Source organism: Silvanigrella aquatica, from assembly GCF_001907975.1.
GTDB classification, from domain to species: domain Bacteria; phylum Bdellovibrionota_B; class Oligoflexia; order Silvanigrellales; family Silvanigrellaceae; genus Silvanigrella; species Silvanigrella aquatica.
Genome location: NZ_CP017834.1, coordinates 2,220,949 through 2,245,193, shown reverse-complemented (window position 1 = coordinate 2,245,193; position 24,245 = coordinate 2,220,949). Strand labels below are relative to the sequence as shown.

The 24,245-nt window shown below is 34.3% G+C and carries 25 protein-coding genes and 1 pseudogene; 8 read left to right on the top strand and 18 right to left on the bottom strand.

Annotated elements, in window-relative coordinates; all coding sequences use genetic code 11:
* Positions 1–6 precede the first annotated feature (6 nt).
* From AXG55_RS09430 to uppS, 6 genes are read right to left on the bottom strand one after another with little or no spacing between them, the layout of a single operon-like run.
* Positions 7–2,196 carry a hypothetical protein gene (locus tag AXG55_RS09430; protein WP_148697874.1) on the bottom strand — a complete coding sequence of 730 codons (2,190 nt, stop codon included), beginning with the start codon at positions 2,194–2,196 and terminating at the stop codon, positions 7–9.
* Between the two features lie 18 nt (positions 2,197–2,214).
* Complete coding sequence (locus AXG55_RS09425; protein WP_148697873.1) at positions 2,215–3,297, bottom strand: aspartate-semialdehyde dehydrogenase; 1,083 nt, start codon at positions 3,295–3,297, stop codon at positions 2,215–2,217.
* Between the two features lie 24 nt (positions 3,298–3,321).
* The gene (pssA, locus tag AXG55_RS09420) at positions 3,322–4,224 is read right to left on the bottom strand and encodes a CDP-diacylglycerol--serine O-phosphatidyltransferase (RefSeq protein WP_148697872.1); all 903 of its coding nucleotides are present in this window, start codon (positions 4,222–4,224) and stop codon (positions 3,322–3,324) included.
* Positions 4,214–4,864, bottom strand: coding sequence for a hypothetical protein (locus AXG55_RS09415; RefSeq protein WP_148697871.1), 651 nt, complete (start codon positions 4,862–4,864; stop codon positions 4,214–4,216). Before AXG55_RS09415 ends, pssA begins: the two co-directional genes overlap by 11 nt.
* Before the next feature lie 15 nt (positions 4,865–4,879).
* On the bottom strand, positions 4,880–6,670 hold the full coding sequence (gene rseP / locus AXG55_RS09410) for an RIP metalloprotease RseP (protein WP_148697870.1): 1,791 nt from the start codon (positions 6,668–6,670) through the stop codon (positions 4,880–4,882).
* A gap of 19 nt (positions 6,671–6,689) precedes the next feature.
* On the bottom strand, positions 6,690–7,466 hold the full coding sequence (gene uppS, locus AXG55_RS09405; RefSeq protein ID WP_148697869.1) for a polyprenyl diphosphate synthase: 777 nt from the start codon (positions 7,464–7,466) through the stop codon (positions 6,690–6,692).
* A 230-nt stretch (positions 7,467–7,696) separates the two neighbouring features.
* Between uppS and hisS the strand changes: the two genes are divergently transcribed.
* Positions 7,697–9,037, top strand: a complete 1,341-nt coding sequence (gene hisS, locus AXG55_RS09400; protein ID WP_148697868.1) for a histidine--tRNA ligase — start codon at positions 7,697–7,699, stop codon at positions 9,035–9,037.
* A 29-nt stretch (positions 9,038–9,066) separates the two neighbouring features.
* Here the strand turns inward: hisS and AXG55_RS09395 are convergent, their stop codons facing one another.
* A complete protein-coding gene (locus AXG55_RS09395) occupies positions 9,067–9,834 on the bottom strand; it encodes a thioesterase II family protein (protein WP_233231116.1) in 768 nt (255 codons plus the stop codon).
* 278 nt (positions 9,835–10,112) lie between these two features.
* Here AXG55_RS09395 and AXG55_RS15050 point away from each other — a divergent pair, with 278 nt between their 5' ends.
* The gene (locus AXG55_RS15050; protein ID WP_272866901.1) at positions 10,113–10,238 is read left to right on the top strand and encodes a hypothetical protein; all 126 of its coding nucleotides are present in this window, start codon (positions 10,113–10,115) and stop codon (positions 10,236–10,238) included.
* Here AXG55_RS15050 and AXG55_RS09390 read toward each other — a convergent pair.
* The 3 genes from AXG55_RS09390 to AXG55_RS09380 form a co-directional block, all read right to left on the bottom strand.
* Complete coding sequence (locus tag AXG55_RS09390; RefSeq protein WP_233231115.1) at positions 10,235–10,702, bottom strand: Dps family protein; 468 nt, start codon at positions 10,700–10,702, stop codon at positions 10,235–10,237. The genes AXG55_RS15050 and AXG55_RS09390 overlap by 4 nt on opposite strands.
* Positions 10,703–10,817: 115 nt before the next feature.
* Positions 10,818–12,086 carry a diphosphate--fructose-6-phosphate 1-phosphotransferase gene (locus tag AXG55_RS09385; protein ID WP_148697866.1) on the bottom strand — a complete coding sequence of 423 codons (1,269 nt, stop codon included), beginning with the start codon at positions 12,084–12,086 and terminating at the stop codon, positions 10,818–10,820.
* A 121-nt stretch (positions 12,087–12,207) separates the two neighbouring features.
* A complete protein-coding gene (locus AXG55_RS09380) occupies positions 12,208–13,467 on the bottom strand; it encodes an adenylosuccinate synthase (protein ID WP_148697865.1) in 1,260 nt (419 codons plus the stop codon).
* Positions 13,468–13,628: 161 nt separating this feature from the next.
* Here AXG55_RS09380 and AXG55_RS09375 point away from each other — a divergent pair, with 161 nt between their 5' ends.
* Both AXG55_RS09375 and AXG55_RS09370 read left to right on the top strand, forming a co-directional pair.
* Positions 13,629–14,240, top strand: a complete 612-nt coding sequence (locus AXG55_RS09375) for a tetratricopeptide repeat protein (protein ID WP_233231114.1) — start codon at positions 13,629–13,631, stop codon at positions 14,238–14,240.
* A 31-nt stretch (positions 14,241–14,271) separates the two neighbouring features.
* Complete coding sequence (locus tag AXG55_RS09370) at positions 14,272–14,709, top strand: hypothetical protein (RefSeq protein WP_148697863.1); 438 nt, start codon at positions 14,272–14,274, stop codon at positions 14,707–14,709.
* A 45-nt stretch (positions 14,710–14,754) separates the two neighbouring features.
* Here AXG55_RS09370 and AXG55_RS09365 read toward each other — a convergent pair whose 3' ends face one another.
* From AXG55_RS09365 to AXG55_RS09355, 3 genes are all read right to left on the bottom strand, one after another.
* A complete protein-coding gene (locus AXG55_RS09365; protein WP_148697862.1) occupies positions 14,755–15,156 on the bottom strand; it encodes a hypothetical protein in 402 nt (133 codons plus the stop codon).
* A 749-nt stretch (positions 15,157–15,905) separates the two neighbouring features.
* On the bottom strand, positions 15,906–16,343 hold the full coding sequence (locus AXG55_RS09360; protein ID WP_148697861.1) for an RICIN domain-containing protein: 438 nt from the start codon (positions 16,341–16,343) through the stop codon (positions 15,906–15,908).
* Between the two features lie 139 nt (positions 16,344–16,482).
* Positions 16,483–16,866, bottom strand: coding sequence for a transposase (locus AXG55_RS09355; protein WP_272866924.1), 384 nt, complete (start codon positions 16,864–16,866; stop codon positions 16,483–16,485).
* A 15-nt stretch (positions 16,867–16,881) separates the two neighbouring features.
* Here AXG55_RS09355 and AXG55_RS09350 point away from each other — a divergent pair.
* Positions 16,882–17,358 (top strand): annotated as a pseudogene (locus AXG55_RS09350) (reverse transcriptase domain-containing protein); the annotation flags it as partial.
* Between the two features lie 8 nt (positions 17,359–17,366).
* A complete protein-coding gene (locus AXG55_RS15160; RefSeq protein ID WP_233231112.1) occupies positions 17,367–17,531 on the top strand; it encodes a group II intron maturase-specific domain-containing protein in 165 nt (54 codons plus the stop codon).
* Positions 17,532–17,934: 403 nt separating this feature from the next.
* Here the strand turns inward: AXG55_RS15160 and AXG55_RS09340 are convergent, their stop codons facing one another.
* The 3 genes from AXG55_RS09340 to AXG55_RS09330 all read right to left on the bottom strand — a co-directional run bounded on the left by AXG55_RS09340 (position 17,935) and on the right by AXG55_RS09330 (position 19,711).
* Positions 17,935–18,360 carry a helix-turn-helix domain-containing protein gene (locus AXG55_RS09340; RefSeq protein ID WP_148697858.1) on the bottom strand — a complete coding sequence of 142 codons (426 nt, stop codon included), beginning with the start codon at positions 18,358–18,360 and terminating at the stop codon, positions 17,935–17,937.
* Positions 18,357–18,677 carry a DUF4258 domain-containing protein gene (locus AXG55_RS09335; RefSeq protein WP_148697857.1) on the bottom strand — a complete coding sequence of 107 codons (321 nt, stop codon included), beginning with the start codon at positions 18,675–18,677 and terminating at the stop codon, positions 18,357–18,359. The genes AXG55_RS09340 and AXG55_RS09335 overlap by 4 nt, the downstream gene beginning before the upstream one ends.
* Before the next feature lie 395 nt (positions 18,678–19,072).
* On the bottom strand, positions 19,073–19,711 hold the full coding sequence (locus AXG55_RS09330) for a SanA/YdcF family protein (RefSeq protein ID WP_233231111.1): 639 nt from the start codon (positions 19,709–19,711) through the stop codon (positions 19,073–19,075).
* 141 nt (positions 19,712–19,852) lie between these two features.
* Here AXG55_RS09330 and AXG55_RS09325 point away from each other — a divergent pair, with 141 nt between their 5' ends.
* Positions 19,853–21,748, top strand: coding sequence for a hypothetical protein (locus AXG55_RS09325; protein WP_148697855.1), 1,896 nt, complete (start codon positions 19,853–19,855; stop codon positions 21,746–21,748).
* A gap of 95 nt (positions 21,749–21,843) precedes the next feature.
* Positions 21,844–22,491 carry a DedA family protein gene (locus AXG55_RS09320; protein WP_148697854.1) on the top strand — a complete coding sequence of 216 codons (648 nt, stop codon included), beginning with the start codon at positions 21,844–21,846 and terminating at the stop codon, positions 22,489–22,491.
* Between the two features lie 3 nt (positions 22,492–22,494).
* Here AXG55_RS09320 and AXG55_RS09315 read toward each other — a convergent pair whose 3' ends face one another.
* Positions 22,495–22,917, bottom strand: a complete 423-nt coding sequence (locus AXG55_RS09315) for a 6-carboxytetrahydropterin synthase (protein WP_148697853.1) — start codon at positions 22,915–22,917, stop codon at positions 22,495–22,497.
* 2 nt (positions 22,918–22,919) lie between these two features.
* Positions 22,920–24,233 (bottom strand): ABC1 kinase family protein, encoded by a 1,314-nt coding sequence (locus tag AXG55_RS09310; RefSeq protein WP_148697852.1) that lies wholly within the window; start codon positions 24,231–24,233, stop codon positions 22,920–22,922.
* Positions 24,234–24,245: the final 12 nt, after the last annotated feature.

The following is a 24,245-nucleotide window of genomic DNA, read 5'->3' as shown; positions in this document are numbered from 1 at the left end:
TTTTGTTTAACGAAGAAGAAATGTAAAACCTGTCTGAACAAATATTCCCGTACTAGATAACGCAGGAGTTGGATTTATGTTATATGAGGCAGATATACGCAGTGAAATATCGCTTAAAAATGAACCTAATTCTGAATTTGTCATGGAAAATAAGGGAACAAGATTAAAATCGAGATTGCCGCCAAATTCATATATAGCACTGTAATTCGTTACTCCAGCAGGTTTCTGAGTGGTTGTAGAGGAGGAACCTGTTGTGGCTTCTTCGCGAAAGCGTGACACTCCGACTCCTGCAAAAATACCAGGCTGAATGTATGACCAACAAGGATCACGATATCTGAGTCCTACAAGGGCTTCTGCTGTGGTGGAATAAAAAGTGCGGCTAAATGATTGTTGTGTTCCTAAAACATTGACCGATCCTGAACTTGTATTGGTAAGGTAACGACCTAATAAACCTGTAGACAGTCCCAAATTTTTAAACCAAAAGATGTAATTACCACCGCCTTCAAAATGCAAATTCATTTGTGAATTATAATATTGATCATAATAATATTTATCCGCAGTGGGGAATAAAACTCCACCCGTAATAAAAATTTCATATTCCGGTTGTGCATTTTCGTTATATAATTCTTGAGCTCCCGCTTTTTGTGTTATGAGATTGTCTAAATTATTAAATAATTCTTTTAAATATTCCTTAGATTTTTTTGTATATCCAGACATGCGATAAATAAATTTCCCAGAATATTCAAGAAATGTATTTAAAGCGGGTTTTAATTTAGGATGTTCATCTAGCCAATTTGCCCATGATTTTGCATGTTGATAATAATAGGGTGTGATTCCAAAAGGAGTTAAATACTGATCGCGAATAATGCGCCAATAAAACACCGCAGCACTGTCCGGATTTCCTGATGCCGCTGTGACTACAAAACAATCCGATACTGACTTTGGTAAATTGGGGCTTTTAGACAAACTGGCAAGAGGGATATTCACTCCTGTTATATAACTGATATTTGAATGCGCAAGGCTATAATTTGGTATTGTCGCATTGTTTAATGCCCATGCCATGAAGCCGTAAATGTCGCCATTGTTTATATTTCCCTTGCTCCAAGTTGTTTGTGAGCTTGGAATATAAACAACATTGTAACATCCCGACGGCGTTCCATTGCTGTCGCTTGGAATTTGAGTCGGGTTTGTGTAACTGGGAGTATAAGGAATAGCAGTAGCATCGGCGGTCAAGGTACTGCTGCTGATTGTGCTATCAAATGGTAAAATCCCTGTAATAGCGGATGCCGGACAACCTAAGGTACTTGATGTGCCACCTGTATTAAAAGTTGATTGATATTGAGTATAAGTACAAGTTGAAGGGGTGCTTGAAGGATTGCTAAACGCCTTAGGATTCATTTGAAATTGCCATCCCCCCGGATTTGCCTTACAGCCCGTTGCATTTCCTTTTGAGTCGGTGTCAAGCCAGTAAACTAAAACATAACCCGAGACGCTATTTGTTGTCGTGGTGAGTGATGTCGGAGTAGAAGCAGGAGTTGGCGTTGCGGCATTCAAATTTGAGGGAGGCGATAAGGAAACGATAAAGGCGCTGTCTTCTGCAAGTACTGTTAAAGTAGGAGCATTAAGTAACGCACCGGTATCTGCTTTCCAATTAAAGGCTAAGCTAGCGTTTGTAACATTAACGTTATTATAAAAATACATGGGCTGAATTTGAAGACTATCTGAGGATATTAAAGCTGCTATATCTGGAGATAAAACACTATTTGCATTCGTGAAATCAATTGTGACAACAACAGTACCTGCATAATAACTTCCAGAATTTGATATTTTACTGGCATCAACACTGACTTTTACGTTTTGATATAATGAAGAACTTTCTTGATAATAAGCAAGCGTAGGTGGATTTGTGGTTCCAAATAAAACCCCCCATTTTTTCGTATCATAAGAAAAACCAGTTGTGGTTGAAGTATCTAAAGTAACAGAATAAGTAATTTGTAATTTACCAACTGGGAGTTTATCTTTAGGAGGAGTAAAGCTTGTCGAGCTACTTCCGGGAGCATAAATGAGCACTCCCGAAGCAGCACAGGATGCATTGCTCACATTGCTTGTGCTACATGTTGTCAAACTTTGTGCAAAAATTTGTGAATAAAATAAATTAATAAAACAAGATAAAAAGAGAAAAAATAACATTTTCATTTTAATTGCTTTCAAGGTTTATTTTGAAGATAAAGCTTTAAGAGTTCCGTTGGCAGCACAAGAGTTAATAACTTGAATCGCATTTAAAGCAGCTCCTTTACGTAAATTGTCGGAGACAATCCATAAAGAAATTCCATTTTGAAAAACATCTGTATTTCTTATTCTACTAACAAATACGTCATCTTTTCCGTGAGTTTCTCTTGGAGTCACAAATAATCCGTATGTGCCAAGATCTTCATCTTTTGCAGATTTTTCATCAATAATTTGAATGCCTGGAAATTCTGATAGTGTTTCTTTAATTTGTGATGCTGTTACTTTGGATGATAATTCTAAGGTAACAGATTCGCCGTGTCCTACAAATGTGGGAACGCGCACGCTTGTTGCTGCTAGAGGTAATTTAGGAGAGTTTAATATTTTTCGACTTTCGGAAATAATTTTTGATTCTTCATCGGTATCACCATTGTCAAGAATTCCTGCAACATAAGGCATGACATTGAAAGCAATAGACTTAGGAAAAATTTCAGACTTACCGCAAGTGAGATCCTGATTTACAAAAAAGTTTTTTGTTTCCTCAGTCAAAACATCAATGGCAGGTTTTCCTGCGCCAGAGACACTTTGATAAGTAGAAAGAATAACGCGCTCTAAACCAAATTTATCTTGTAGTGGTTTTAAAACCATGACGAGTGGAATGGTGCAGCAGTTAGGACTTGCCACAACAGGAAATTTTTTAAGCTCATTGGGATTGAGCAGATGTCCATTGACTTCAGGTACCACTAAAGGAACAGAGGGGTGTGCGCGAAATGCTGATGATTTATCGATACATAAAACGCCATGTTCTGCTAATTTTGGAATAAATTCAGTTGAAATGGAGGCTTCTGTGGCAAATAAAATAGCATTGCATTCCAGCATGGAAGGTAAATTAGGCTCTTCAATTGTTATTTTTGAATTGCAGAACGTTACCATTTTTCCTGCCGATGCTCTTGAAGCGTAAAGTTTTAATTTTTTTACTTTAAAGTCTGTAAATTCATCTGCTAAGAGATCTAAAGCAGTCTGGCCTACGACGCCTGTGGCACCTACAATTCCTATGGTCAATTCTAGCATAATAATAGCCTCAACATTTTAAAATTACTCTGAATTATGTCCCGCTTCAAACAGTTCTTCCTCTTCTTCCGCTTTATCTTTTCGAGTGAAAATCCATAAAACAGGTCCGTGAGAACAATATATTATTAACAGTAAAGCAAGGGAAACAACAAACTGTAAAATAAATATTAATGCGCAGATGATGAGAACGGCGGCAAGAAAGCGAAAAGGTCTTTTTCGAGGCAACTTCATAGATTTGTGGCTAAGATATTCAAACGTAGAAACCATGCCTAACGCTAATAAAAATGTAATTATGAGTAAAGTAACGTTACGGACATCAGGAGAAGTGATAGCCTGAGCTAACCAAACTTCCCATGCAGAATGATCGGTTAGTGTCCAGGTCGCCAGTTCATTTTGAGCCATTATAAAAACAGCAAGGGGAGCCGCCGCCATGGGAATGGGAATACCCGTAAAACTTCCATTAGTTTTACCTAAGGCACTTTGCACATTAAAGCGTGCCAGGCGCAGTGCACCACATGCGGCATAAATAAACGCCACGCAAAAACCAAGGCGGAAAAAATCATTGAGAGCATAATTATAAATGACAATAGCAGGTGCGACACCAAAAGAAACAAGATCACAAAGAGAATCAAGTTGTACGCCAAATGAGCTTTGTGTATGGGTAAGTCGCGCCACACTTCCGTCCAATCCATCACAAATTCCGGCAGCAAGAATAGCATAGGCGGCAAAAACAAATTCTTGGGGATCGTTGTTCATACGGCCATCGATAGAATACTTAATAGCTAAAAGTCCAAAAAAAAGTGAGGAAGCTGTAATTAAATTTGGCAATAAATAAATACTCGATTTTACCTTTCGGCGTCGATCAATAAAATGAGCGGTTTGATTTGTTTCCTTATGAATAATTTCATCATGGAATTCATTGTTCATTAGAATTTCCTTCTCTTAATTTTAGGACGGGGCCGGGTTCTTTGCCATATTCTGGCATAAGAGAGTTTACATAGTTTCTTTTTTCTTCTGTTACCTTAAATAAACAAGCTAAAAGATCAAAAAATGTAACATGTCCCGTCGATTCATCTTCAAGTTCATATTCGCCCAATTGCTTTAAACACTCCTCTTTACAATGATTCTTTTCGCAAAGAGAAATAAGTTGAGGAGTTAAATATGTTGACACAGGTAAGAGTTGCAAATCAGGGGAAGCTGTTTTTATGCCGTTAATAAAAGCGCATCCTAATCTTAAGCCTGTAAATGATCCGGGGCCAATTCCAACAATTAAAGTTTTAGGATCATTTGATAATAAATTTGTTTTATTTAAACTGAATTTGTAGAGTTCGAAAAGATTTTCCGCTGTTTTTCCAATGACACGTGTAAAAAATAAATCATTAAAAATTAAATATTCATAAATATGATTTTCATGAGATTCAGGTTTCATTTGGTTTAAGTCAATAAAAGATTTTTCTTTATTTGCTAAGAATGATTTTAAAGAGTGAATATTTTTGCAAATAAATATACCTACACCACGTCTATGGGTGAGCAGAAGAACTAAAGGATATTGAAAATGAGAAAACACAAGAGTCCCTTTAAATTAAAAACGAATAAGTCTTAAAATATCATTATAAAATACTACTACAAAAAGACTTAGTATTATAATAACCCCAATTTTTTGGACAGTAAGTTGTACTGATTTTGGTAGAGGCTTTCCATAAGCGGCTTCCACGGCATGTAAAAATAAAGTACCACCATCTAACGCAGGTAACGGAAGTAAATTCATCATGCCTACATTGGTGCTTATAAAAGCCATAGTCATTAAAAATATGATGATTCCGCCTTTTGCTGCTTCCCCAGCAACTCCTGCAATAGCAATAGGGCCGCCTAAGTTAGACAAGGGAATAGAGCCGGTAAAAAGCATTTTAATGGCATTATAGGTTAGAGAAATTTGGTTAATTAGAGCATTAAAGCCTTTCGTTAAGGCATCTGAAAAAGAATTTGCCTTAAGAATTTCGGGTGACATAGACAAACTTTGTGAGGCAAAATTTATGGGAAAATCAAGAAAGGCGTGTTCGCGGTTTAAATGATCATAGCCATTTCTTAATGGAATTTTACAGTTTAATTGTTTAATTATTCCATTTGAATTTATGACTGCCATATTTACGGAAGCGAATCCTATTTTTTTTGCTTCGGACGATATATTTTTGGGAGCACTGTCAAGCCAAGAGTAGACTTGAAATACAGAATAAATACGACCTATTTTGTCAAGAGAATAAATGGTGTCTCCCGAATTGAGCCCACAACTTTTCCATGCTTCTAATGCGGGAATAAGTTTGTCTCCAGTAGGAAGAGATTGAAAGTTTGCTATGGTTTGATCGGAGGAGAGAAGATTTTTTTTCCAAAGATTTTCTTGATTATTTTTATTACTTAGTAATTCTTTTGCCCAATTTTGAATATTGGTATTAGAAAAATTAACTTTTATTAAATTTTGTTTTTCAGAATTTCTTTGTGTTAAAATATTTAATTTAATATGATTTAAATGCCCTTTTAAAATTTCTTGAGCTAAGGAAGAATCAGAATTTGTTTTCGTGATATTTTCAAGTGTATTTAAAACTTGGTAAAAATAATCTGTTTTATGATCATTAATTGATATAATTTTATCACCTGTTTGCAATCCAATTTGGTGTAAAAAACTATTTTTTGATACATAAAAATGAGAAGAATTAAAAACTCCAGAAACTCCAATTCGACCCGTTTGTTGAATATTTCCTAAGGGAGTTTCCACTTCTTCTTGGATAGGCGTAACATATATTTGTTTATTTATTCCATTACTTTCAACTGATAAAGTTAAATTTTTATTAGCAGATTGACTGATTTTTTTTGATAAATCAGACCATCCTTTTATTTTTTCGTTATCTATTGCTAATATTTTGTCGCCGGTTTGTATACCCGATTTTTCAGCAATAGAGTTTGGTAATACTGAAACAAGGGCGGGTTGGTTGGGCAAGCCATATATTGCTAAGCCCACCATTACGAAAAAACTTAATATAAGATTTGCTAGCGGTCCCGCTAATGAAACAATCGCTCGTTTGTGTAATTTCGCATGTAATATTGATTTTTCCCTTTTTTCAATAGGGACTGTTTCTTCAATATTAGAACCATAAAATCGGACATAGCCTCCTAAGGGGAGCCAATTAATCCGATAATCTGTGTTGCCTTTACGAATTGAAAAGGCTTTGGGACCAAATCCAATACTAAATTCTTCTACTTCAATTCCAAATGCTTTTCCTGCTAAGAAGTGGCCTAATTCATGAACAAATACGACAACTCCTATGAGAATCATAAAGGCAATAATCGTATTTGAAAAAATGGCTTGAATAATATCCATTTCGAATATTTTACCTCTCTTAGTAGTGTTTATGAGCAACTATTTTTTGGGCAATTTGTTCTGAAGTCATTCCAAAACGTCTTTCTCTCAAAGAGAATTGTCTTACTAAGGAAATAAATTTTTCAGAGTCAAAATCGGGCCAAAGGACATCATCAAAAAATAACTCGGCGTAGGCCAGTTGCCATAATAAGAAATTACTGACGCGATACTCTCCACTGGTACGAATAAACATGTCTAAGGGAGGAAGTCCTTGAGTATCTAAACAACTTTCAAATGTGCAGGCATCGATATCGTCTTTAAAAATGTTTCCCTCTTGCACTTTATCAACTATTTTTTTTACAGCTCTAAGGATTTCTCCATGCGCACCATAGCTTAAGGCAACGGATAAATGCATTCCTGTATTTTTTTCAGTATCCTGCTCAAGTTCTTCAATTAATTCTATAATATCCATAGATAATTTTCTTCTGTCACCGATTACGCGAAATTGAACATTATTATCGACAATGCGTTTGTGTTCCTTTCGAATATACCATCGTAATAAACCCATGATACCGCCAACCTCATCTTCTGGGCGGCGCCAATTTTCATCAGAAAAAGCAAATAATGTCAGTGCTGTAATTCCTATATTTCCAGATAATTCGGTAATTTCTTGAACTCTTTCCACACCCTTACGATGTCCCGCGATGCGGGGAAGATGTCTTTTTGCAGCCCATCTGCCATTGCCATCCATTATAATTCCAATATGGCGAGGAAGAAGGAGCGGATTTAAATCCCATTTTTCGCAATAATTTATCATGGTTTTTGCCTGTATAAAACGATTTAGTTAAATTAAAAGACAAGTCAAAATTAGCAAACGTTCAGCTTGATAATCCCATCGATTACAAAGGTGCAATCTGACACAACTAAAGACTTCAGATCAAGCTTTCTGCTTCTATTTCGAATTGACAGTAGTATTGTCAAACATTATCCTCACCCGCTTAGGCCATAACTTTAAACGCCTTTCTCTAAAGTAGGAATATCATAAATATGTCAGGCTCTCTTCCTCAAAAAAGTAAAAAAACATCTTTAAGTACTCAAGGATATAAAGGAACAAGAGATTTCTATCCTACAGATCAACGTTTGAAAAATTATATTTATTCAAAAATCCATAAGTTATTCAAATCTTATGGGTATGAAGAATACAACGGACCTTTCGTTGAACATTTAGAATTATACGCTGCAAAATCCAGTGAAGAAATCGTTCGAGAGCAACTTTATTCCTTTACAGATAAAGGGGAGAGAGTTCTTGCCATTCGTCCTGAAATGACGCCCACTTTGGCCAGGATGGTCGCATCCAAACAAAAAGAACTAATAAAACCCATTCGTTGGTATAGCATTCCTACTTGTATGCGCTATGAGCGTCCACAAAGGGGGCGTTTGCGTGAATTTGATCAATTAAATGTAGATATATTGGGGGGGCATCCTTTAGACGAAGATGTTGAAATTATTTTATCTGCTATCGATACACTTCGTTCTGTAGGCGCTTCATATGAGCATTTTAAGGTAAAAATAAATCATCGTGGAATTGTAAATGCTTTTTTATCTAAAGTATTAAATATTCAGAGTGATAATATTTCTGTACTTATGCGTTTACTTGATAAAAAAGATAAAATTTCTAATGAAGTGTTTTTTCATGAATGTCAGAAACTAAATTTAAATGAAAATCAAATTAGTAAATTAAATTCTTTTATGAGTTCATCTATTGAAGACGTTATTAATTTGTTAGGTGACCATGCCCAACCTGCCAAAGAATTAAAGCAACGTCTTGATATTTTAATTGAACTGACTTCAGCAAACTGTATTCACTTTTCACCCGATATTATGCGTGGATTTGATTATTACACCGGAATGGTATTCGAAGTGTTTGATAATCATCCTGAAAATAATCGTGCTTTATTTGGTGGGGGGCGTTACGACAATTTAGTGGGTGCATTTGGTGGTGAAGAGCTTCCTGGTGTTGGTTACGGAATGGGAGATGTTTGTGTCGCTAATTTTATGGAAGTGCATGGTTTAATTCCTGAGCTTTCTAAAGAAACAGATGTTTGTGTGTTACGCTTTTCAGAAGAAGATCGTTTAAGTGCCTTAAAATTAGTGCAAGAATTAAGAAAATTAAATTTAAATGTGGAAGCGCCTGTTACTTTAAGTAAGTTTGGCAAACAAATTCAAAGCGCTGAAAAAAACGGAGCCAAGGCGGTTGCTTTTCGAGGGCAGGATGAGTTCAGAGACAATACATTTGCTGTAAAATGGCTTAAAACAGGTGTGCAAGATATTTATTCAAATGACATTCTTGGATATAATAAATTTGCAGATAAACTTTTAAATAATTAATTTATTATAGTGAAGAGAGAACTTCGCTTTCACAAATAATGATGAATTTGATTTACTATTTTATCTGTTAATATTTGTTCTGCATTTTGAAAATAAAAATGCCCTCCTGCAAATTTTTCTAATTGAGTCGGAAAAATAGAATATAATTCCCATTCTTTTATAGCTTCAAGTGAAACTCTATTATCCGATATTCCAGAAAATAATCCAATGGGGATTTCTAATTTAGGGAAATGAGGAAGAGATGTTTCTAAATTATGACATAACTTTAAATCATTTCTTAAAATGGGAATAAAATAATCCATTAATTCTGGTGAATTAAAAAATTCTTGCGGAGTTCCTCCCATAGATTTCAGCCATTGTAGGAGGGAATCAAAGGAGCGAAGGTAGGCGGGTTCATAATCGCTTTTGTTTTTTAGGTAGATATGGGGAGGTTTTTTACCAGATATTCCAAGCCAAATAAGGGGCGAATTCTTTTTTAATTGAAAATATTGAGCGAGTTCATAGGCTATATGTGCTCCAAAGCTATGTCCAAAAAGAGCAAGAGGGATATCTGAAATGCTTGAAGATATTTCATCAAATAAGGAATATAAATTTTCTCTATTTTCAACTTTATAATTAGATTTTTCCGTACCTCTGCCTGGAATTTCTAAAAAAGATATATCCCAATATTTTGGGAATAAATCAGAAAATTGAAAATAATGAATGGCAGAGCCACCGGCATGATGAATAAATAAAATTCTTAATTTTGCAGATTCATCTGATTTTTTATGATAGATATGGTTATGATATGCAAGCAATGTCATTCTCCTTTTATAATTAGAATTTGACAATTTTAACTTATTTTATATTACATAAAATTATTAAAATAATTTTTATATTTTGTCAAATACATATATTTTGTTTTTTTATTTAATAATATTTTATGCTTAATTGATTTATTTTGTTATTTGTTCAGCAAATTAAATTTGTTTAAATTGAATTTCTATGCTACATAATATGTTCTTTATTATTTGGAGACTCATATGAATTTTATTCTTGTCCTATTGAAGGATTTGATCCTGAAAAGTTAAAACCCATGCTTGCAAAATATGTGGATTGGATTTCATTTGATGCCGTTGCTATTGCCGCATTTGGTTATCGCATTAATGAGCAACCGCAAAAAATACGTGAAGATCTCTCTTCAATTATGACTTTAATTTAATCAAAATGACTTCTGAGCATCCAAGCTATTTTTTCATGTTCTTCAATACGCGCTGTTAGGAAATCGCTGGTACCTGCATCGCCCGCTTCGTCGACTTCTTCAATCCAGGTACGCAAATTACGAATGATCGTTTCATGATCTTCAAGTAACATTTTGATCATTTCTCTGTCTTTAGGAATGTCTTTTGTTTCTTTAAGGCAAGTGAGTTCTTTTAATTGTGCAAATGTAGCAGGAACAAATTCACCTAAAGAGCGTATACGCTCTGCAATTTGATCGAGGCTCTCAAATAAGGCGCTGTATTGTTCATCAAACAATTTATGCAGATTTTGGAAATACATTCCTGTTACGTTCCAATGGAAGTTATGGGTTTTAATATAAAGATAATAGGAATCGGCAAGATAGTGGGAAAGAATTTCAACTACTTTTGAGCTCTCTGCTTTGGTCATTCCAATGTTTGTTTTCATTATATGTCCTTTCTGGAAGAAGCTGAAATCAGCTGCTTCTAGAAAGCATACCATAAAGATCGAAGTGAAGCCAGTTTTTTAGACTAAGTCTAAATGTTATTTTTCTTTATTATCACTATTTTTCAGGACGGATATAATCCATGAGTTTTTTCTTAAGATGCTGTGGTTTTAAAGCATGAATTTCAGGTACAGAACCCGCTAATGGTAAAGCATATTGATAAAACTCTTCGGTGACGCCATTTTCTTCTTTATTAATCATGCTGCGTGGCATGAGTTTGGTTTTTTGTGCTACTAATTTTAAATCACATAATGATGTTTCGCATTTATAATGCTCTCCGGGGATGCGTACTAAAGTAACCATTTTATCACTCTCTCCCTTCATCATGTAATGAACGCCCATGGAACCCACTAAAAAAGCATCTGCCTGATCTGTTGGTGAGGACATCCCTGCTAATGATCTTTGCAAATAACCTAATGTGTCGGCACGGCATCTGAGTTTGCCAAAGGCTGAATTATACACGAGATTCTTTTTGATTAAGTTAGATAAGTAATCACCTAATTTTCCAGAACTTGACAATAGAGCATTGCCAAATTCATCTACTTCACCCGCGAATTTGTCTTCGCTTAATTGATCGGCAATTCCTTCGGCAACCACGATGGTAGCACGACCAATGCGATTGTAGGTTTTTTGTACATCGCCTAAAAACTTTTTCTCGTTGAATTCGACTTCAGGTAAGTAAATAAGGTGAGGTCCGACTTCATCATCATCTTCAATGTCAATATGACCTTTTTTAGCAATTGCCGTTGCAGCTGCAATCCAGCCTGCATGACGTCCCATAACGACATTAATTTTAACGCTATTAAAAAAGCTACGATTATCTAAGTCATCTCCTGCAATAATGTGTGAAACGACTTTGGCTACGCTACCGTAACCGGGGCAGTGATTTGTAACCATGAGGTCGTTATCAATTGTTTTTGGAATATGCAGAATGCGGACTTCATAGTGGCGGCGATTGGCTTCTTCGCGAATAAGTTGTGCTGCTTCGGCGGAATCATTACCCCCATTATAAAAAACAAATTTAATTTTATGTGCGGTGAATACTTCAAAAATACGATCAAGATCGCTATGTCTGGGTTTGATCCGTGCCGAACCTAAAGCGGCACCTGGTGAAACAGCAATGGTTCTCCACACGCTGCTTTCCTCACAAGAGAGGTCAAGAAGATTTTCATAGAGAACGCCATGAAGACCGTGGTATGCTCCATAAACATTATGAATTTTATCGGGATAATCGCGGCTTGCTGCCATGATTCCGGCCAGGGATTGATTGATAACAGCGGTAGGGCCACCAGATTGTATAATGAGAGCATTTCCTTGAAGTGTCATGATTGAAATCTCCAAAAATAAAAATTATAGCAAAAGTATTTTTGCTATAATTGTAAAATTACATTTAATATTGTACTCTACTGAATATCAATTGCAATATCAAGGGTTCCTCATTGCCTACTTACATCCAAATCCCTTCACTTCTTTCAGCGCCAGTAGAAATATAAATACTGGGAACATCTATAAATTCTTCCACTTTCTTAACAAAGGCTTGATATTCTTTATTTAATGTTGTGCCCGAAGATACAGCATCCCAGCCTTGTACAAATTCCACTACAGGCTCCACATTTTCCCATGCCGCTTGAGTCATCGGATAACCTGTCATTTCCGCTTGTGTGCGTTTGTCGCGATAGGAAGTAATGATACCAATATTCTCAATGCCAGCAAGAACATCTGCTTTCATAATAGCAAGTCCTGTTAAGCCATTTATTTTAGAAAGGTAACGGAGTGCCACTAAATCGAGCCAACCTACGGAGCGCGGACGACCTGTATTTGTGCCAAATTCGTTGCCACGTTTGCGCAATTCATCGGCAAAGTCTCCAAAAAGTTCGGCAGGATAAGGACCATTGCCTACGCGTGTGGAATAAGCCTTTATCACACCCACAATATTTGTGATTTTCCAAGGTGGTATGCCTAGTCCTCCAGCACAAGAACCGGAAACGAGATTACTTGAAGTCACAAAAGGATAAGTTCCAAAGCTCACATCGAGCATAGCTCCTTGTGCTCCTTCGAGAAGAAGTCGTCCGCCTTGTGCCATTCTATTGTTCGCAATCATGGCCAGATCTTTCATATAAGGACGGAGTTGTTCTGATGTTTCAAGAAATTCGTCCATTAATTTTTGATCGAGACCATCCATTAAATGCGGTTGAGATTTTAACCATGCTCTAAAATTATCGGGGTTTGCAATTTCCGCAATGCGAGGACCTTCTCTGTAGGCGCGGCTTGCATAAGTAGGTCCAATGCCTCTGCCTGTGGTGCCAATTTTAGTCGTGCTTTTGGATCGTTCCAATTCACGTTTCATATCGAGATTTTTATGATAGGGGAGAATGACGCTGGCTCTATAGTCAATATGCAGTCTTTCAGGTGTGATGTCATAGCCTTGGGCTTTTACTTTTTTCAGTTCATCTCTGAGCACTAAGGGATCAACAACAACTCCAGCACCAATTCCTATTTCGCAGTTTTCTCTTAAAATTCCAGAGGGAAGAAGTTGGGTTACAATTTTTTCACCGTTCACCCATATAGTATGACCCGCATTGTTGCCCCCTTGCACGCGGCATACAAGGTCTGCTTGTTCTGCTAGAACATCGACAAGCTTCCCTTTTCCTTCGTCACCATATTGGACTCCAAGGACAAGTGTGGCTGCCCCATGTTGTAGTTTCATTCTTTTCTCCCAAGTAAATTAAATTACACCCACTAATTTTGATGCGGGTCATAGCAAATTGAATTAAGAACAGTATTCTGTTCGCGCAACTCTCACACATCCATTTTTATTCTTCAACATTTTAAGGTATGATTTGTTCATCATTTGATAGGAGAAATTTTGTGCAAAACTCTTTGAATGACTTTCGAGCGGCTCTATTTGCAGGAGATTTTTATTTAGCTGAAAATATTGGATTAGTTCAAATCCAACAACTTGGCGAAAAACCAGATTGGCTTAATGAAATGGGAATATTGTACCTTATGAGAGGAGATCTCCCCGAGTCTTTACGCTTTTTTGATAGAGCCGTTATGGCCGATCCAAATTATATTGAAGCGCAATTTAATGCCTCTATTATTTTAAGTGATTTAGGATTTTATGATGAAGCGGCATCGCGATTTGCTGAGGCTTGTAAACGAGAGGGCGTGCTTCTTGCTCAAAAACATTATGATATGTCTTTATTTTATCTTTCTGTGAGGCGTTTTACCGAAGCAGAAGAAGAACTCAAAAAAGCAATTGCACAATATCGTTCCATTGAATATTTTCTTGAACTCGCGCGTTTGTATTTTGAGTTGCAAGATTATGAATCTGCGTTGGAACAAATTACAATCGCTTTAACTCTCGATCCACAAAGTGTTGCGGCATTATCTCTTCAAAATAAGTGTTTGCAATCAAAAGAAAATTTTAATGCAAACTTGAATGAAGTAAAAGTGGTAGAAAATAAAGCTGTTATTTAATTAAATTTTTTTAATATTAAGGTTACAAAAAATGAAATATATCGTCTTTATTTGCTATTTCCTTATTTTTTCAAATATAAGTTTTGCCAGAGAAACTTGTGTTAAAAATGACAAAGGTGTTTTTTGTGGTGTTGAAGTTTTAGTACACGAAAGTGGAGACTCGGCAAAAAATAAAAAAGTAGAGTGTATCGATTTTAATGGTAAAAAAGTTTGTGGATATGACTGTAAGAAAAATTTATTTGGAGCTGATTGTAAAAAGCATCAAGATGAAATGTGTATCGAATCTATTAAAGGTGTTATTTGTGGTTACAATTGTGAACAAAGCGGTTTAATATCGGCATGTTCTTCAAGACAAATGTATACTTGTTTTCGCCATGTTGACAAAATAAAATGCGGGGTAAATTGTCGCTTTGGTGCTTATGGTCTTATGTGCGATGAAGAAGATACAAATTCAAAATTTATGAAATAAATTATTATGATTAATGTTATTCTATTCGGCAATCGATTCCATTATTTAATATCGTGAACGTGTAAAAGGAAAATAATAAAGGGAAAGTGAAAAATTTCCAATAATTTTCTTTTCTGATTCTAAATAAAATACACCCCATTTATGAGAAAAAGTAATTGAAGGTTGTGGATAAATAAATTGCTCTCCAAAATTATTAATACATTTTTTTTGAAGATTTTGAATTTCAGATTCTGAATTCTCTAATTTAAAAATGAATATTGAAAAATTTTCGTTTAAATGCTCTTCAAGCCAAAATCCACTTACTTTAATATATTCGTCATTGATTTTTAACCACTCCCAATTTCTATCTTTATCTGAACAAAAAACATATGCTTCATCAGCAAAAATATTTTTATTAAAGATTAAAATTAAAAACAAAAAAAATTTTAAAAAAAAATTGAGTTTCATTTTAATTATCCTAATTTTTTATAAAAGGTATAGGGAGATTAGGTTATTAAAAATATCAATCAGATATATTTTAAATAAATAAAATGCTTTTTATAACTTCAATATATAAAATTAAATTAAAGTTGTCAATTTTTTTAATATAGTTATTATTGGTAATCTTTGATCTTGACGCCACTTTGTAGTAGATACCTTTCACCTAAGAAAAGGAGTTTTAATATATTTAATTCAATAATTAATAATTTGTCTCCCACCACTCTAAACACTTGGTTATTCTTATTTTTACTTAAACAATACCAGCCTATTGCATGTGCTATGAGTCTTGATATAGATTGTTTATTTCAATAAAGTAATGCAAATTTTATAAGCTCATCTGTTTCGTTAAATTTTTTTGCAATGATTTTTAGCCATTTATAAGCTTCTGGAATTGTCCCAAATCGGTTTGCAAAGTGAAATTGAGAGTTGTCATACTTAATTAAACTGCATTCTCAAACTATTCGAATTTTTGGTTTTTTCACTTATCAAAAACAAAGATACCTTCTATTTTGAATAATAAGTCTCACTTGGTATACAATCTTGGGTATTTTTGCAAATAACCCCTTAGTATTCAGAATTTCATATCACCCATTTAAATCTAATTTAAATGGGTCACTTTTGAGGAAAATCTTTGCTATTAATTTTAATAAAGGGCTTCAAAATGCATTTTTCAAATGTCTAGGAACATAAAACTTTTAATTAGTACTAATTGTAACTTACCAAAACCGCCATTTTTGATTCTGGTTGTTGGTACAGTTCGACATTTGAACAGGAGTACCATTTAATGTGCTAAAATTAAATACATCAAGGCATTTTCCCATAGCTCTTAGAGAACCATCAATATTATAAGTCCATTGCTGAGGAGGAGTATTATTACAGTCCCAAACTTGGACAGGAGAGCCATGACCATAGCTAACATCAAGACATAATCCTCCAATGCCAGTTATTCTGCCATTTTCAATATGCCACTGTTGATTCGAACCACCATGACAGTCCCACATAGTAACAGGAGTTCCATTATGCGTTTGTCCACCATTGACATCGAGACATTTTCCTCCCAGTCCAATAATTTGAAAAGCATTAGCTGCTAATGGAAGAGATAATATTACCAAAGTATATGTTACTTTAGCAATCAAAGTTTTACTAACGGTCATTTTAGATCTCCTAAAATATTTTTTATAAAAGTATCAATAACAATTGAATATGAATAATAAGTTATTGTCAAAAAATATTTCGTCAAAAACATGGCTTTTATTATAATTATTTAAAAAAAAAAATATAATATGCCGTCCATTAAGTTTCTACCTCATCGACTTTTTCAAGTTTAGAAAAATCAATGGATTTAATAAGTTCATCAGTTAAATGATTCCAAGAATTAGCTCCTGCTTGAATAATTTCTTCAATTTTTTCATATAATTTAAATGATAGGTAATTTCTTTTTAAAAAAAGCCAAACCCGCTCTATTGGATTAAGTTGAGGACTATAAGGCGGTAGAAAATGCAAAGTAATATTTTTAGGAATAATAATTTGATTACTATTATGAGCTCTCGAGCCATCAAAAATTAATAATACTTGTTCATTTATTCTTACAAATATTGAAAAAAATTCTAAAAATAATTGCATGTTTTTGCTATTTAAACTTGGTAACACTAATCCATACCTTTTTCCTGTTTCTATATTAATTGCGCATCCATGAATTTAAAAATCCATTTTTATTTTAAATCAACTGTATGGGAGGCATGGAGAAATGTAAAAGAAAATCATGGAGCACATGGTATTGATAAACAATCTATAGAAGACTTTGAAGCAAATCTCAAAGACAATTTGTACAAGCTCTGGAATCGCATGTCGTCGGGAAGTTACTTTCCGCCGCCTGTTCGAAAAGTAGAAATACCAAAGAAAGATGGAGGAAAACGCACTTTAGGAATCCCTACAGTTGCTGATAGAATTGCCCAAACGACTGTGAAGAAGAAGCTTGAACCGCAAATTGAAGCTATTTTTCATCCTGACTCTTATGGCTACAGACCAAATAAATCAGCATTAGATGCATTTGGTAAAACTCGTGAAAGATGCTGGAAATTTGATTGGGTTATAGATCTGGATATTAAGGGTTTCTTTGATAATATGAATCATGAATTGCTCATGAAAGCTTTAAAGAAACACACTCAATTAATCCAGTGTTACGTGGATGGCTTAACTATTACTGTAAATTTCATGGTTCTTTAGCAATTCATGCTATTTCTCGTGCAGTTAATTTTGCTCTCGTAAGATGGGCAAGAAGAAAATTCAAGAAATTAAATAGAAGTTATTCCAGAGCAAGAGATTTAATTAGAAGAATGTAAAAGCAAAATTCTATATTATTTGAGCATTGGAAAAACGCTAAAGGAATTTAATTAATGACTGAACAATAAGAGCCGTATGAATCGAGAGATTCACGTACGGTTCTGAGAGAAACTAGGGGTGCAATTCCCCTGGTTTACTCACCCACCTAGTAGACGATCCACAATTAAATATTTGGACTTGTGACAACTATATTTAAGCTATGATGAAAAGAGACTGTGTATTTTGGAGTAACTTGTCATATCCCACATGCAAGTCAAAATTTTTTTCCATAGATTCTGTCTTAGCTATTATCAGCAAAATCTCTATGGGATGATTAGATTGCGAGTAGAGGAGCATTTCATGGATAAAACTTCGCAAGATAAGGAAGCTAGAAATCTAATATTCAAAGGCGGATTGCTATAATTAAGCTGCCCTAACATAAATAGGTTCAGAACGATTAGGCATATTTTTTAATTTAACAAGTTTTTCTGCTGAAATTGTATTTGATATATAAACTTCCATTGAAAGCCTCAGCAAAACCTCAGTATTATAATCCATTCCGCACACCGCATCATCTTTGTTTTCCCATTGAGAAACAATTGAATGATTTGAAAGATTTAAAAGCTCAGAAAATTTTTGTTGAGTCATATGCATATATTTTCTAATAAAATGAAGTTCATTTCCAGTTAATCTAAATGGTTTATCGCAAAGAATTTTAAAGACTTCGTCTTGTAGTATTTTCATGTTTGGAGCTGGTACTTTTGTTCCATCTGGAAGCTCATACATATCAGGATTAATCAGGTATATTCTGAATCCCAATTCATCATATGGGACAATATTGTTTTTCATAAATCTTCCCCTTCTTCATTTAAAATAACGACAGTTACAATCTTAAGTAGATCATCTATTGTTACAATAACTCTAAGTTCACGCTTATCAATTGTTGATCCTTCAAAGGCATAGCTCCAAGTTTTTAATAGGGCATCTTGACGGTCTCTTTTTTTGGTTCTTTTCCCATTTAAAAGAGCGCATTCAATGTCTTTAGGGAGAACTTTTCTTTCTTTCGTTCTCAGTCGAGCGTGTGGAAGTATGATATAACTACCTGTTTCAATAGAAATTTTTACTTTTTCAAGAATTTCAGACTCACTATGTTTTGGCACCACCATGTACCTTTCCTTCACAGATTAAGAGTATCAAATGATTTGTTAATAGTAAATAAAAATGTTAACGAATAACAATTTTATTTCTTCTCTAGAGCTAAATATATGATTTTACGAATAAAAGGACTTGTGGTGAGCAATTTGAAAACTTAGAAAGCTATACGCCACCAATTTAAAAATTTTTTTAAAATCTCTGGAAAGTGATTGTTATGAATAAAAAAGAAAATCTTGCCTTGGTGGCATATTTATGCTCGATATCTCTGGTTATTATTATTATTTACCTATTGACCTCAAAAAAAATACCGATACAGATTCAATTCAATATATTGAAGACAATCTTTATTCTAAAAAAATAATTTCTTGAATAAATATAACTTCTCCCAATAAATTCACATTAAGAATTAAAAAAAGAAATTTTTTTCATCATAAGGTGTTACTTTAAAAATAACTTGAAAATAATCTTTCGTGCGCGCAAAAAATTCTCGGACATAGTAATACCATTTGTCTTTTGTGTTTCCCGCACTCACGCCATCTGCTTGAATGCCCACTTCTCTTGCAATCCATACCGCTCTTTTTAAATGAAAATCCTGTGAAATTATATAGGCACTTTTTAAATTAAAAACTTCTTTTGCTCTAAGTATCGTAGCATAGGTGCTGTAACCTTTTTCATCTGTTAAAAGAGCATCTTGAGGAATTCCATTTTTTAAGGCAAATTTTTTCATGGCTGAGGTTTCGCTATAGTTGCTGTCCGTGCCATCGCCACTCATTAAAATATTTTTGACGAGTTTTTTATTATAAAGTTCAATTGCTTTTTGCATGCGTGCTTTAAGAGCCCCTGATAACGCATCACCATGGACACTGGCGCCTAATACAATTGCAAATTCTTTGGGATAAATGGGAGGAGAGATCGATTGAGAATTAAAATAAATTATTGTATTTGTAACGAAAAAAATAGAAAATAAAATAAATAAAAATAATGTGAAAATAGAAAAGATATACCATATAAATTTTATAAATGTTTGCAGGGCTTTAACAATCAAAAGTTCTCCTATCCTTAGCCTAAAGATTGCACTCAAGAGTTCATTCTGTTTGTCTAAAAATTGCCACCCTGTGTCAAATTGCTGGAACTTCTAAATCTCTTTAAAAGTAACATACAATTATAGGAGCGAGGGAGTGATTGAGTGAGAAAATACGATATTGTCAAAATAATCATTATAAATATTTTATTTATTATTCTTCATTTAGAAGTATTTTCATTAGAAAATCCATCGTCTATATCTCCCAGTACACAAGGAGATACGCTTTTACTTCCCCCTTTGCGTCGCATTGGAATTGATATTCCTGAAACAAATATAGATAAGTTCCGTGTTTTTATGAGGAAGCAGGATCGTTTGCTTTATGGATTGCCCGCTTTTCCTTATAATCAAAGTGATATTCAAAGACTGATTGCGGAAAATGTTGCTGATGAAGTTAAAAATACAGGGCGATTTTGGGATTTATCACTCACTGAATTTGTTAAGATGTTACCTTTAGCGGGAAGTGATCCTTCATCAACTGAAAATCAAAAAATTGATAAATTAAAAAAAAGATTAGCGTTAGATTATAATATCGATGCCTGGTTGCGCCCTTATATTTATTTTGCTCCCGATCAAACTTTGGTCCGTCTTGTCATAAAAGGATCAGAATTAAATGCGTCTACTTGGGCTCGAGAAGATATTATTTTAGAAGCACAAGCAAATGAGCAAAAAATTAAAAATGCCATATCTCAGGCTTTAGCAAGGCTTGTCAATACTGTAGGTCACGATGGCAGAGTGACTTATATTAGGGACAATTTGTTAACCATTGATTTTGGAATTGAAAGAGGCATTGTTCGTGGGGAAACGCTCATGGCGGGTTATGTGATATTAACAAGTTTTCATCCCCAAACAGGAGAGTTTTTAAGGGCGCAACGTGTGTCCATTCATGAGCTGCGTGTTTTAGAATCAAGACAGGGCAGTTCTTTATGCCAAATTGTGGCTTCGGACAGATTGGCATTTGATCAAGCTTTAAAAATATTAGGAACTAATGATGCTAAAATGCTTGTGTGGCGGAAGACGAAAGAATTGTATAAAGACGGTTGGCGTGAGCCTTATAATCCGGAAACCGCTCCTATATTAGGTGCTGCCGAAGAAGGTTTTGGTATTCCTTCTCAACAAGCACAAAATGAAAATACGCCGCGTTCCATGATGCCGCCTCTTGTTTTTGAAAAAGAAACACAAGCAAAAGAATCTCTCGATGAAAAAACAAATACTAAGATAACTCAACAAAATATAATTGATAAAAAAAGCAATCAAAATAAATTGAATATTTCTTCAAAATATCAAACGGAACAACAGGGGTTACCTTATGCTATACCTCAAAAACAAGAAAATGAAGCAAGTTTACCAAAACCAGTTGCATATAAAAAGGCAATTATAAATAGACCAGATACATGGATTCCTTATTCTGGCTTATTAGGTTCTGGTCTCACAATTGGATCTGTTAATGGAAGAAATTCAGATTTTCCACAAACAATTTTAAATAAAATTGAAGCGTCAGGTTACTTTGATATTGACACTACTGTTGAATTTAAATTGATTCCATCCGCTCAGTTTTCCTATTTTAATGGAAATAGTTTAACTGGAAGTTCATTCTATTTAATGGCCTCTTTACTTAATACTATTGTACATAGTTCAGTTGATAGCTCACTATCTGTGGGAGGGGGTTTAGAATATACAACAGGAACTCTGAGTTATAGTTGTAATTGTACTACTAATACCGATTTAACTCATATCGGAATTAATGTGAATTCCTTGTATGAAGATAACATTTCAAGTTTCGGCACTTATAATATTTTAGGAGGTTTGTCTTTAATTGATTTTGCTCAAGGATATCCCATTTGGAGTTTAAAAGGAAATGTAAGACCATTTTATGTCTTTCCTAAAGAAATGGTATTTGATGCCAGTCTAAAAAGATATTATACGGGTTGGTTTGAGTTCAGTATTGGTGTTTCTTGGGACTTCTTACCAGAATATAATTACCTAAAAGTCGTTTTATAAATAATTAGAATATTTTTTAAAAATTTGCCATTAAAAGGTATAGAGTATAAAATATTTTGGTATATTTTTTTTACTTCTTTGGGAGTTACTTTTTAATGGATTCCATCAATTCTTTTCTTTTATTTCTTGTTTCTATATTGAAAAATCCTGTTTTATTAATTCAAACTGTGGGGTATATTGGGCTTATAATTATAGTTTTTGCCGAAACAGGACTGCTATTTGGATTTTTCTTACCAGGTGATTCCTTATTAATTGCGGCAGGATTATTTGCAGCGCGCGGCGATATGAGTGTTGCTATTCTTCTTACTTCATTGACAATAGCTGCTATCGTTGGTGATGCCGTTGGTTTTTATATTGGAAAAAAATTAGGACCCTTATTATATAAAAAAGAAGATTCTTTTTTCTTTCGTAAAAAGCATATTCAAGCTGCCCATGATTTTTACGAAAAACACGGTGGAAAAACTATCATTATTGCGCGATTTATTCCGATTATTCGTACATTTGCTCCTACTGTAGCAGGTGCTGCAGAAATGAGTTATTTTCGCTTTGTTACCTTTAATATTGTTGGTGCTTTTTTATGGGTATTTAGTATGATTTTAAGTGGATATTATCTGGGAAAAGTATTTGGTGAACAAATAAATGACTATATCCATATTTTAATTATTGGAGTTATTATTGTTTCGTTACTTCCGCTTATTATCAAATGGATTAAATCAAGAAAAATTCAAAATAACAATGTTTAAAAATTAATCTCTTGTTTTTTGAACAGCATGTGTCTCTGTTTCCCAAATGGTAACCGAGTGTAACTTTACATTTTTATTATCAATTTTTTGAATTAATTTTTCGAGTCTTTCCCAAACAGCTTCCACAAAAACTTCAGTTGTGGGAATTTTTCCTTCGAGCCAAGGAACGTCAAAATTTAAATGCTTGTGATCGACGTCTTCAATAATATTTTGATTTACCAATTCTTTAAGAGTGGTTAAATTAAATACCATTCCTGTTTCGGGATCAACATTTCCTGTAATTTCAACTTCCATTTTGAAATTATGCCCGTGCCCGTTTTTTCCCGCACATTTTCCAAAAATAAGTTTGTTTTTATCATCACTAAATGTGGGATTATAAAGTCGATGGCTTGCGCAAAATGAAAAAAGACCCTTTAAAATTAACATACTTATGCCCCGTTGATATTGAGAATTCTATTTAATATTTCTCGGGCAAATACAGTTGCCCCTAAGCTTTCCATTATAAGCAAATTTCCGGCAAGGCGTCTATTTATAAAAAGAACTTCAGGACTTGGGGCGCGAAATTTTGTGGAGCGCATGAAATCAACTGATTCTGCATGTGTGCGTTTTAATTGATTTGCATCTTTCCAGGAATATTTTTCGTTAAGAAAGGGCTCAATGGCAATATCCATGGCTCTTAAAAAACTCTCTTTTGCTTCGGGTTGATCACCGCGGCTTAAAAAGCCCATTTTTTTTGCGGCTTTTACAATCTCAAATTTATTTTTTTGAATGGCAGATAAAGTTAAATCAGAATAATTTTGAATGAGTTCAGAACTCAGTTCTTGAGTGGCTCCAAAATCGAGTAAGACCAAATCAGCATTTTCTGTGACAAGGAAATTTCCAGGATTGGGATCGGATTGAATATGATTTAATTGAAATATTTCTGTAAAAACAACTTCTAATAAGAGAGCGCCTAGTTTATCTCTTTTTTCAATCAATAAAGGATTGGTATGAATATCTTTGGCGTTTTTATTGAGCCAAAGCTGCAAACATTCTGCATCAATCCATTGAGTTGTTAAAACATTTTTTGTGCAAAATTCCGGAATTGTTTTTGGTATAATGATATTCTTATTGTTTTTGAATTTTTCATAATAAAAATCGTAGTAATTTTTTTCACGGATAAAATCAAGTTCTTGAATAAATAGCATTTCAACGGCATCAAAAACATGATCATAATTGTCCATATTGGGCATAAAATTAGCAATATTAATTAATTTTTTCATGTTTTTGAGATCGGATTTGACGCTTTTTTCAAGTCCTGGATATTGCACTTTTAGTGCTACAAATGTCCCATCTTTTAGTTGAGCCTTATGCACTTGACCTATGCTTGCCGCATGGACGGCCTCTTTTTCAATGAACGAAAATCCGTCTAAATTTCCAAATTCTTTTAGTATTATAGGTTCAATGTAACTCCAGTCTTTGGCTGTTGCTTGTGATTGCAGTTTGCTCAAAGCGGATTTCCATCCTGGTGGGAGAATGCTTTCATCTACCATGCTCAAAAGTTGACCCACTTTCATGGCAGCACCTTTGAGCTCATCAAGTCCTTTGACCAGCCGTAACGCGGCATCACTCATGAAAGAATCGAGTTCATCAGATTTATTAAGTCTTCTTTTAAGAGCTTCATTCCCAGCACGCAGAGCTGTACTTGATAACGTTTTAATTAGGGAAAAAGCACGACTTTTAGGGCTATTATCTTCACTCAAGGATTGATCCTT

Coding starts and splice junctions, on each gene's coding strand:
- AXG55_RS09380 (WP_148697865.1), bottom strand. CDS start 13,467: ATGAAACTACAACATGGGGCAGCCACACTTGTCCTTGGAGTCCAATAT.
- hisS (WP_148697868.1), top strand. CDS start 7,697: ATGTCAGGCTCTCTTCCTCAAAAAAGTAAAAAAACATCTTTAAGTACT.
- pssA (WP_148697872.1), bottom strand. CDS start 4,224: ATGAACAATGAATTCCATGATGAAATTATTCATAAGGAAACAAATCAA.
- AXG55_RS15050 (WP_272866901.1), top strand. CDS start 10,113: ATGCTTGCAAAATATGTGGATTGGATTTCATTTGATGCCGTTGCTATT.
- rseP (WP_148697870.1), bottom strand. CDS start 6,670: ATGGATATTATTCAAGCCATTTTTTCAAATACGATTATTGCCTTTATG.
- AXG55_RS09315 (WP_148697853.1), bottom strand. CDS start 22,917: ATGTTAATTTTAAAGGGTCTTTTTTCATTTTGCGCAAGCCATCGACTT.
- AXG55_RS09425 (WP_148697873.1), bottom strand. CDS start 3,297: ATGCTAGAATTGACCATAGGAATTGTAGGTGCCACAGGCGTCGTAGGC.
- uppS (WP_148697869.1), bottom strand. CDS start 7,466: ATGATAAATTATTGCGAAAAATGGGATTTAAATCCGCTCCTTCTTCCT.
- AXG55_RS09390 (WP_233231115.1), bottom strand. CDS start 10,702: ATGAAAACAAACATTGGAATGACCAAAGCAGAGAGCTCAAAAGTAGTT.
- AXG55_RS09430 (WP_148697874.1), bottom strand. CDS start 2,196: ATGAAAATGTTATTTTTTCTCTTTTTATCTTGTTTTATTAATTTATTT.
- AXG55_RS09335 (WP_148697857.1), bottom strand. CDS start 18,677: ATGGTGGTGCCAAAACATAGTGAGTCTGAAATTCTTGAAAAAGTAAAA.
- AXG55_RS09360 (WP_148697861.1), bottom strand. CDS start 16,343: ATGACCGTTAGTAAAACTTTGATTGCTAAAGTAACATATACTTTGGTA.
- AXG55_RS09365 (WP_148697862.1), bottom strand. CDS start 15,156: ATGAAACTCAATTTTTTTTTAAAATTTTTTTTGTTTTTAATTTTAATC.
- AXG55_RS09340 (WP_148697858.1), bottom strand. CDS start 18,360: ATGAAAAACAATATTGTCCCATATGATGAATTGGGATTCAGAATATAC.
- AXG55_RS09320 (WP_148697854.1), top strand. CDS start 21,844: ATGGATTCCATCAATTCTTTTCTTTTATTTCTTGTTTCTATATTGAAA.
- AXG55_RS09370 (WP_148697863.1), top strand. CDS start 14,272: ATGAAATATATCGTCTTTATTTGCTATTTCCTTATTTTTTCAAATATA.
- AXG55_RS09385 (WP_148697866.1), bottom strand. CDS start 12,086: ATGACACTTCAAGGAAATGCTCTCATTATACAATCTGGTGGCCCTACC.